The organism is Novosphingobium sp. (genome assembly GCF_036733805.1).
In the GTDB taxonomy this organism is placed as follows: Bacteria; Pseudomonadota; Alphaproteobacteria; order Sphingomonadales; family Sphingomonadaceae; genus Novosphingobium.
The window spans coordinates 1-3,721 of sequence record NZ_DAIMZT010000114.1 but is presented as its reverse complement, the minus strand read 5'-3'; the positions used below and the strand labels follow the sequence as shown (position 1 = coordinate 3,721).

The following is a 3,721-nucleotide window of genomic DNA, read 5'->3' as shown; positions in this document are numbered from 1 at the left end:
GTCACGCCGGCGGCGTCCGCGATCGTCCGCCAACTCTTGTCCGCCGTAAGCGCGGGCAGCCCATCGCGCAGTGCCAGCGCCAGGCAGAATCTGTCACCAAGCGACAAGCCCGCCTCAGCCGTCACGGCCCTCAGCCTTCCCGCAAGGGTCGCGAGCGCCTGATCCGCGTCAACAATGGTCATCGGCAAGGGACGCAACATGGCGTCCACTTCGCTTGCGGGCATTCCAGCGTGAACGAAATGGCTCACGACCTCGGCATAGTTGACCGAGGTCATTCGCGACATGGCGATCGCATCGGCCACCTTTCCCGCTCCGGCTTCTTCCTTCAGCAATGCCAGCAGCGCGGAGGCATCGAGAATCACCTCGCTCACTCGCCGGAGTCCTCGCGGCGGCCCGCGAGGAACGCCTCCACCGACGCCTCGGGTTTTCCGGCGGTATATTTCTTCGCCAGCGCCTGCGCATGCGCGATCGACTGGGCAACCGTCCGGAGGATCACGCCATCAGGCGTTTCTTCGACGAGCAACGAACCACCACCGGAAAGGCCGAGACGCTTACGGATATCGGCCGGCAGGCTCATCCGGCCGTTCGGGGTGATCGTCACCTGAACCGTCATCGCCTGCTTCCAACTCCATGCGCCTCGTGATCCAATAGACATCTTATGGCACAATTCTTAAATCATGTCCCGAATGAATTTTTAAGGCACATCTGGTGTTTGATGGGTGCAAAGCCTGCCCCGTGCTGTTACGCTGTCTCCCATGCGTAGCGGTCTCGATCATCTTCCAGCACAGAAAAGACGCGAACTCGAACGCATCGTGCAGATCATCTTCGAAGAGTTCGAGGATGCGCTGGTGCTGGCCACGCATCAGTGGAAGAAGAAGGGCCGGATCGAGAAGATCATCCTCTACGGCAGTTATGCACGCGGCGGCTGGGTTGATGAACCGCACACCGCCAAGGGTTATCAGTCGGATTTCGACCTGCTCATCATCGTCAACGACAAAAGGCTGACCGATCGGGTCGACTATTGGCTGAAGCTCGAAGACCGCCTCAACCGCGAATTGTCGATCACCAAGACGCTCAAGACGCCGGTCAATTTCATCGTCCACACGCTGCAGGAAGTGAACGACGGTCTCGCGCATGGCCGCTATTTCTTCATGGATGTGCGCGAGGATGGCATCGCGCTTTACGAGTTCGACAATGGCGAACTGCACACGCCCAAACCGAAAACGCCCGAACAGGCGCTCGCCCTGGCAAAGGAATATTTCGAGGAATGGTTTCCGGGCGCGGCTGACTTCAAGGACAGCGCGCAACACTTGATCGACAAGGGCCGCTACAAGCGAGCTTCCTTCCTACTACACCAAGCGACCGAAAGCCTGTATCATTGCGTCCTGCTGGTCTGCACTTTCTACACGCCCCATGTTCATAACATCGGCTTCCTGCGCACCCAGGCCGAACGCCTCGATCTTCGACTGGTGGGTGCCTGGCCGCGCGAACGCAAAAGCGACCGGACTCTCTTCGAAAAACTCAAGGAAGCCTATGTGAAGGCCCGCTACTCGAAGCATTACCGCATCAGCGCCGAGCAACTCGAATGGCTCGCTGCGCGCGTCGAGGAACTGGGCGCGGCCGTCCATACGATCTGCACCGAACGCCTCGCCGCCCTCGAACAGGATGTCGCGCGGGAGGGATCGTAACCCCACGGGGCCGGGACGCGCGCGCGGCCCGGTCGCCGTGAGTGCGGCGATAGAGCCCGACGGCCGCAAGGCCGTCCCGCCCACCCAAATCTGTCCGGGCAGGAAGAAGCACGGCCTTTTGGTGATTAATATTCACAAATCCGCGCTAGAGTGATAGAAATTCGCAACCGGTGAACGAGATTCGCAGTTGGTCTCGACCCCGGTGTTGATTTTTCACAGGGACAGTCATGGGTGAATGGCCTTCGCAGCCGGTTAACGCATTTCGCGGAAGAGTGCTTCCGGAAACGGCAACGCCTGCGGGTTATGCTGCACTCATGCAGGCATATGACCTCGCCCTCCCTCTGCCGCCGCGCCTCACCGCAATCGCCGAGCGCCACCATCCCGTTGCCACCGCCGCCTGGAACATGCTCACGCCGCGTCACCGCCCGGCCTCGACACTGGCCGCGCAACTGACGTTCGCCATCAAGTGGGAAGGGATCGACCTTTCGGTACTCGCGCAGCTCTTCCGCGTGCTAGCGCCCGAGGTCATTGCCGATCTTGTCCGCGCGACCCCGACCGGCGCGTTTGCTCGCCGCATCTGGTTTCTCTACGAATGGATGACGGACGACACGCTGGATTTGCCCGACGCCGGCAAGGTGCGGCTCGTCGACGTCGTCGATCCCGCCCAGCAATTCGCTCTTGCCGGCGGCGAGGTTTCCACACGGCACCGCGTCATGAACAACCTTCCGGGCACGCCGCGCTTCTGCCCGATGATCCGTCGATCGCCCGCGCTCATCGTCGCAGAAGCCAAGAATCTGGATCAGCGTGCGCGCGCACAGATCGGCCGCGTCCGCCCTGACCTGGTCGCGCGCGCTGCTGCCTTCCTGCTGCTGAATGACTCAAAATCATCCTTTGCGATTGAAGGGGAGCGACCGTCGGGCACACGCGCCATCCGATGGGGCCAGGCAATCGCCGAAGCCGGACACACCCAACTGAGCCTGCCTGAGTTCGATCGCCTGCAGCGCATCGTCATTGGAGATGCGCGGTTCGTGCGGCTGGGCCTGCGCGATGAAGGCGGGTTCGTGGGCGTTCACGATCGCGAGACGGGCGACCCCATTCCCGATCATATCAGTGCCCGCGCCCAGGATCTTGAGGATCTGGTCACCGGACTCGTCGACTATGCCAACCGTACGCTCCAGAGCGGCTATGATCCGGTTGCGGCGGCGGCGGCGCTCGCCTTCGGTTTCGTCTATATCCATCCCTATGTCGATGGGAACGGCCGTCTCCATCGCTGGCTGATCCACCACGTCCTCGCCGCAGCGAACTACAATCCGCCCGGGCTGGTCTTTCCTGTTAGCGCGGCGATCCTGCGGCATCTCGATGCTTATCGCGCCGTGCTCGAAACCTATTCCCGGCCGCTGCTGCCGGAGATCGAATGGCGGCGCACGCCAAGCGGCAACGTGGAAGTGCTGAACGATAGCGTAGCTTATTACCGTTTCTTCGATGCCACGGCGCATGCCGAGTTCCTGTACGCCTGCGTGGAACAGACCATCGAGGAGGACCTGCCTGCCGAGGTCACCTTTCTCGAAGCATTCGATCGCTTCAGCCTGGGCGTCCAGGAGATCGTCGATATGCCGGCCGATCGTATCGAACTGCTGCAGAAGTTCCTGCAACAGAATGACGGACAGCTCTCGCAGCGCGCCCGCACGCGCGAATTCGCTGCGTTGACGCCCGAAGAGACGGCGGAGATCGAGCAACTTTACCGCGACAGCTTTGTGCCGGACGATGAACGAAATTACGGCCAACCGTGACAATCCGGCCAAGGGCGAACACGCAGTCATAAAATGGCGGATGGAAACGCCGCGCATCGACACTTCCGGGACCGGTCATGGATCGCCTGCCAACGCCCGGATTTGCAAACGATTGCTCCGTGACGACGCCAGCGGCCTGCAACCTGAAGGACTTGCGTTACAGTTTCATTCCCGTCATGTTCCGGTTCGCGCCGCCTTGTTCTGGCGAAGGCAGCGCTCAACCATCCGCCAGGCATCAAGCAC

Annotated in this window: 4 protein-coding genes; 2 read left to right on the top strand and 2 right to left on the bottom strand. The window is 61.3% G+C overall.

Features of this window, described 5'->3' with window-relative positions:
• Both V7D69_RS15480 and V7D69_RS15475 read right to left on the bottom strand, forming a co-directional pair.
• Nucleotides 1–371 (bottom strand): type II toxin-antitoxin system VapC family toxin (locus V7D69_RS15480; RefSeq protein ID WP_333606260.1); only part of this gene is annotated, 371 nt, incomplete at its 3' end.
• Nucleotides 368–613 (bottom strand): AbrB/MazE/SpoVT family DNA-binding domain-containing protein, encoded by a 246-nt coding sequence (locus tag V7D69_RS15475; RefSeq protein ID WP_333606259.1) that lies wholly within the window; start codon nucleotides 611–613, stop codon nucleotides 368–370. The genes V7D69_RS15475 and V7D69_RS15480, both read right to left, overlap by 4 nt.
• 142 nt (nucleotides 614–755) lie before the next feature.
• On the opposite strand from V7D69_RS15475, the gene V7D69_RS15470 reads away from it, so the two are divergent.
• Both V7D69_RS15470 and V7D69_RS15465 read left to right on the top strand, forming a co-directional pair.
• The gene (locus V7D69_RS15470) at nucleotides 756–1,688 is read left to right on the top strand and encodes a nucleotidyltransferase and HEPN domain-containing protein (protein ID WP_333606258.1); all 933 of its coding nucleotides are present in this window, start codon (nucleotides 756–758) and stop codon (nucleotides 1,686–1,688) included.
• A 227-nt stretch (nucleotides 1,689–1,915) separates the two neighbouring features.
• The gene (locus V7D69_RS15465; RefSeq protein ID WP_333606257.1) at nucleotides 1,916–3,478 is read left to right on the top strand and encodes a Fic family protein; all 1,563 of its coding nucleotides are present in this window, start codon (nucleotides 1,916–1,918) and stop codon (nucleotides 3,476–3,478) included.
• The last annotated feature ends 243 nt before the right edge of the window (nucleotides 3,479–3,721 follow it).